We start from the raw sequence: 4,843 nt of genomic DNA, 5'->3' as shown, positions 1-4,843 counted from the left end.
CGCCGCCGCCGAGCGCCAGCGCCCAGATCAGGGCGGCCAGCGCGGCCGCGACGAGGATCGCGGGCCCGGCGGCCCGCAGGGCGCGGGGGTTCACACATCCAGCCTACGTGGCCCGCTCCCGGCCGCTGCGCGTGCCGGAGACGCTGAAGGGGGATGCCCCGGTCGCGGCATCCCCCTTCGGAAAGGTCTGCGTCGGACTACTTGACGGCAGCCTTGAGCTTCGAGCCCGCGGTGACCTTCACACGCTTGCCCGCGGGGATCTTGATCTCTTCGCCGGTCTGCGGGTTGCGGCCGGTGCGCGCGGAGGTGGCGACCTGCTCGAACGAGATCCAGCCGGGGATCGAAACCTTGCTGCCCTTGGCGACCGCCTCCGAGACGGTGGAGAAGAGGGAGTCGAGCACACCCGACACGGCGGCCTGGCTCTGGCCGGTCGCGCTGGCGATGCTCGCGACGAGCTCGGTCTTGGTGATGGACTTGTCGGCCATTTTGGTATGTCCTCCAAAGACGGCGGAGGCCGTCTTGTCATTGCTCGGACCGGACGGCTTCGCCCCCCGGCTGGTCGGATCGACCGGGACCGAATGTACCCGACTTGGCCCGCAGATCCGCGTATTTCCGCGGTTTTCAGTGGATACGCGCGGCGTGTCGTGTGACCAGCGTGACAGATGTGACGAAAGTGGCTCCGCCGCACGAAGCGCGCCGCTCCGCTCCCGCGCCGACGACCCCCCGCAAGAGCTAGCATTTCAGGACACCGACGGACACCGCATGTTTGGAGGTCAGCATGGATGACGCGTTCGCGGCAGTCATGGCGGTCCTCGGGCAGGCTGGAAGTTCCGACCATCTCAGCGAGTCGTTCCTGACGCTGTTCCCGGTCGACGGCGCCTCCGTGTCGACCCTCGGCGACGTCCTCGGCACGGAGATCGTCTCTGCCACGGGCGCCGACGCCCGGCGACTGGACGAGCTCCAGTTCGACCTCGGCGAGGGGCCGTGCTGGGACGCGCTGCGGCACGGTGCGCCGATCAGCGAGCTCGACCTGTCCGACGGCGGCATGAAGCGGTGGCCCGCCTTCGCGGCGGCGGCCTCCAAGAAGGTGCCGGCAGCGTCGATCTACGCCTTCCCCGTAGCGGTGGGCTCGCTCCGCTTCGGAGCGGTCGACCTGTTCGCGAGGCAGCGGCTGACGCTGTCTTCGGATCAGACCCGCCAGGCCACGGCGATGGCGGATCTCATCGGCAGCCATCTCCTCCGCGAGGCGATCGACCGGACGAAGAATCCGGAGGCTCCAGACGTCTCGACACGGCGAATCGTGCACCAGGCGACGGGCGTCGTGCTGGCCCAGCTCGACATCACCGCCGAAGAAGCACAGCTTGTGATCCAAGGGCATGCGTTCGCCGCGGGCGCGACCGTGATGTCGATCGCCTCCGACGTCGTCGAGCGTCGGCTGGAGTTCCGCAGGATCAAGGGTGAGATCGAGGCGGTGCGATGAACCGGACGACCTTCGACTCCCGGCTGCTGAACACCCTCACCACGCTCGCCGACACACTCGTCGACGACTACGACGTGGTGGAGCTGCTGCAGACCCTCGTGGACGCGTGCCGCGACATCGTCGGCGTCACCGCTGCCGGCATCCTGCTCGCCGACCACGACAGCGGTGAGCTGGAGCTGGTGGCATCGACGAGCGAAGCCAACCGCCTCGTCGAGCTCATGCAGCTCGCCGCGCAGGACGGACCGTGCATCCAGTGCTACCGCACCGGCGAGCCGGTCACCGTCGCGTCTCTGCAGGCAACCTCGGAGTGGGTCGCGTTCCGCGCCGAGGCGCTCGCGAACGGCTTCTCGTCGATCCATGCCGTCCCTCTGCGGCTGCGCGAGCGCACGATCGGGACGCTCAACGTCATGAACGCCGCCGAGGGCGCGCTCGAGGACGAAGCCCAGGTCGCGGTGCGCGCGTTCGCCGACGTCGCGACCATCGGGATCCTCCACGAGCGTTCGCTTCGCGAGTCGGAGCTGCTCGCGGAGCAGCTCAAGGGCGCGCTCAGCAGCCGCGTCGTGATCGAGCAGGCCAAGGGCGTCGTCTCGTTCACGGCAGACGTGCCGATCCCCGACGCGTTCGAGGTGATCCGTGGATACGCCCGCCGCAACCGCCTTCCGTTGAGTCTCGTGGCCTCGCGCATCGTTTCCCGCGAGCTCCGCCTGGAGCACCCGGGGACCTGACCACGGCCTCGGTTCTCCTCGGAATCACGTGCGCGAGAGAACGGCCTCGACCCAGGCGTGAGGCCAGGCTCAGCGTCGGTGCGACGCGATGACGTCTCGTGCCGTGCGCGCGAACGCCGGCGCGACCCGGCCCTGCCCGTCCAGGTAGCCGCCGACGAGCGCCGCATCGCGCAGCAGCACGAGTGACGCCGCGACGTCGGCCGGTTCTGAGAGACCGGCCCCCGCGGCGAGCTGCTCGAGAGTGCCGCGGAACCACTCGCGGTGATCGGCGATGAGCTCGCGCACCGGCCCTTCGGACGGATACTCCGCCGCGGCGTTGACGAAGGGGCAGCCGCGCGTGTGGCGGTCGCGGATGTCGTCGGCGATGCCGGTGATCACGAGGTCGAGGAGCACGGCCGGATCGTCCGAGGACTGCGCCGCCTTCGTGAAGAGGGCCCGCAGGCCCTGGTCCTCGCCCTGGAGGTATGCGAGCACCAGCCCTTCCTTGCCCTCGAACTGCTTGTACATCGTCGCGCGAGTGACGCCCGCGGTCTCGATGATGCGGTCGACCCCGACCGAGTGGATGCCCTCGCTGTAGAACAGCTCGGTCGCGGCCTGCAGCAGCCGCTGGCGGGCGGGGGCGGGGCGAGCGGACGCGGCATCCGAGATTCTCATGGGAATAGTCTTGCATAGATAGAACGTTCGGTCTACTATCGGTCGCAACCACCTGGTGACACCACCGCAGGACCCACACCCAAGGAGCACGAAATGACCACCATGACCAAGACCCCCATCGTCCTCATCCACGGGCTCTGGATGACGCCCAAGAGCTGGGACACGTGGGCCGAGCGCTTCCGCGCCGCGGGCCACGAGGTGCTCGTCCCCGGCTGGCCCGGGATCGACGACCGCACCGTCGACGACATCCGCCGCAACCCCACCGCGCTCAAGGGCATCGGCCTGAAGCAGATCGCCGACTACTACGAGCGCATCATCCGCGCCCTCCCCGAGAAGCCGATCATCATGGGTCACTCCTTCGGGGGAGTCCTGACCCAGATGCTCGCCGACCGCGGCCTCGGCGTCGCATATGTCGGCGTCGCTCCCGGGCAGACCGCCGGCGTCACGACCCTGCCGCCCTCGACGCTGTGGACCGGCACCCCGATCCTGTCGAACCCGTTCGGCATCAACGGCGCCAAGCCGCTGAGCAAGCGCCACTTCCACTTCACCTTCGGAAACGACCTCTCGCGAGACGCGTCCGACAAGCTCTGGAAGGAGTACGCCGTAAACTCCTACAACCGGGTCTTCTTCGAGGGCGTGACGTCGGTGCTGAACGAAAAGGGCGGCGTCACGCACGTCGAGTACGGCCGCGCCGACCGGGCTCCCTTCCTCGTGATCACCGGCGAGATCGACCACGTGGTCCCGCCGGCGATCGGCAAGGCGCTGGTGAAGAAGTACCGCGCGTCGGGAAGCCCCGCCGTCGTCGAATACAAGGAATACGCTGGCCGCACGCACCGCCTCGTCAGCCAGGACGGCTGGGAGGAGATCGCCGACTTCGCGCTCGAGTGGGCGACGACCCATCAGGTCCGCGAGGCGGAGTCGACGAAGTAGACGGAGGCCGCGCCCGCCCGCCGGCGGGCAGCACAGGCCCGGGCTCATCAGAGCGCCGGGCCTCGGCACGCCCGGAGGCGTGCTCCGGGAATCGGAGACCGCGTGGGTTTCCGCAGCGCGGCGCCATGCCGCATCCGGACAGGTGCGAGTCCGATTTCCGGATCCGGGAATCAGCGCGCGTCAGGCGTACAGGCGGCGCAGCGCGCTGACGACGTCGTCGTGCCAGCGTCGCGCGGCCGGCAGCGCTCCCCCGAAGATCGGGGTGTCGTGCGTCACACCCTGATAGCGCACCACGCTCGCGTCGACGCCCGCGCGGCGCAGCGCAGCGCCGTACGCGTCGCCGTCGCCGCGGAGCGGGTCGTACTCCGCGGTGAGGATCACCGCGGGCGGCAGCCCCTCATGCGAGGCGGCGAGCAATGGCGACGCATAGGCGTCCCGCGCCTGCGAGGGGTTCGACAGATATGTGCGGGCGACCGAGCGCAGCTCGCGCACGGCGAGGAAGCGCGGGATGCCGAGGGCCCGCGTCGCCCGCAGGTCGAGGTGACGGCCGGTCAGGTCGACGACCGGCACCTCGAGCACCTGCAGCCTCAGTGGCAGCTCTGCGCGGTCGCGGTTCATGAGCGTGAGCGCCGCCGCGAGGTTCGCGCCCGCGGATGTGCCGGCCACGCCGATGCGCCGCCGATCGATGCCGAACTCGCCGGCCGAGGCGAACATCCACTCGAGCGCGGCGTACGCCTGCTCGATCGCGACGGGGTAGGGGTACTCCGGGGCCAGGGCGTAGTCGACCGCGGCCATCGTCACGCCGGCGTCGAGCGCACGTCGGCGGTTGGCGGCATCCGTCGTCGGATACCCGATGCCCCCGATGCGGAAGGCCCCGCCGAAGAGCGAAAGGACGCCCGGGCCCCCGTGCGCCGGCGCCGGATCGGGATCGGGGTGATACAGGCGCACCCGCACCGACGGGTGCCCGGGCACGTCGACGACATGCTCGGTGGTGCGGATCCGCGGACCCGCCATGCCGACCTTGTGCAGCTCACGGCGGTCCCACGCCAGCGCC

At 69.9% G+C, this 4,843-nt stretch carries 6 protein-coding genes; 3 read left to right on the top strand and 3 right to left on the bottom strand.

Features of this window, described 5'->3' with window-relative positions:
• Nucleotides 1-197: 197 nt before the first annotated feature.
• Nucleotides 198-485 carry an HU family DNA-binding protein gene (locus tag EIO58_RS12670; protein ID WP_127819842.1) on the bottom strand — a complete coding sequence of 96 codons (288 nt, stop codon included), beginning with the start codon at nucleotides 483-485 and terminating at the stop codon, nucleotides 198-200.
• A gap of 293 nt (nucleotides 486-778) precedes the next feature.
• Here EIO58_RS12670 and EIO58_RS12665 point away from each other — a divergent pair, with 293 nt between their 5' ends.
• Nucleotides 779-1,480: a GAF and ANTAR domain-containing protein gene (locus tag EIO58_RS12665; RefSeq protein ID WP_127819841.1), complete on the top strand. Its 702-nt coding sequence runs from the start codon at nucleotides 779-781 to the stop codon at nucleotides 1,478-1,480.
• Complete coding sequence (locus EIO58_RS12660; RefSeq protein ID WP_127819840.1) at nucleotides 1,477-2,205, top strand: GAF and ANTAR domain-containing protein; 729 nt, start codon at nucleotides 1,477-1,479, stop codon at nucleotides 2,203-2,205. The genes EIO58_RS12665 and EIO58_RS12660 overlap by 4 nt, the downstream gene beginning before the upstream one ends.
• Before the next feature lie 69 nt (nucleotides 2,206-2,274).
• Here the strand turns inward: EIO58_RS12660 and EIO58_RS12655 are convergent, their stop codons facing one another.
• A complete protein-coding gene (locus EIO58_RS12655; RefSeq protein WP_127819839.1) occupies nucleotides 2,275-2,859 on the bottom strand; it encodes a TetR/AcrR family transcriptional regulator in 585 nt (194 codons plus the stop codon).
• 93 nt (nucleotides 2,860-2,952) lie between these two features.
• On the opposite strand from EIO58_RS12655, the gene EIO58_RS12650 reads away from it, so the two are divergent.
• Complete coding sequence (locus EIO58_RS12650; protein WP_127819838.1) at nucleotides 2,953-3,789, top strand: alpha/beta hydrolase; 837 nt, start codon at nucleotides 2,953-2,955, stop codon at nucleotides 3,787-3,789.
• A gap of 180 nt (nucleotides 3,790-3,969) precedes the next feature.
• On the opposite strand, the gene EIO58_RS12645 is transcribed toward EIO58_RS12650, so the two are convergent.
• Nucleotides 3,970-4,843 (bottom strand): alpha/beta hydrolase (locus EIO58_RS12645; protein WP_164861680.1); only part of this gene is annotated, 874 nt, incomplete at its 5' end.

This window comes from Microbacterium sp. CPCC 204701 (genome assembly GCF_004010105.1).
In the GTDB taxonomy this organism is placed as follows: Bacteria; Actinomycetota; Actinomycetes; order Actinomycetales; family Microbacteriaceae; genus Microbacterium.
The sequence above is the reverse complement of the archived record's forward strand: the minus strand, read 5'-3'. Positions and strand labels throughout refer to the sequence as shown.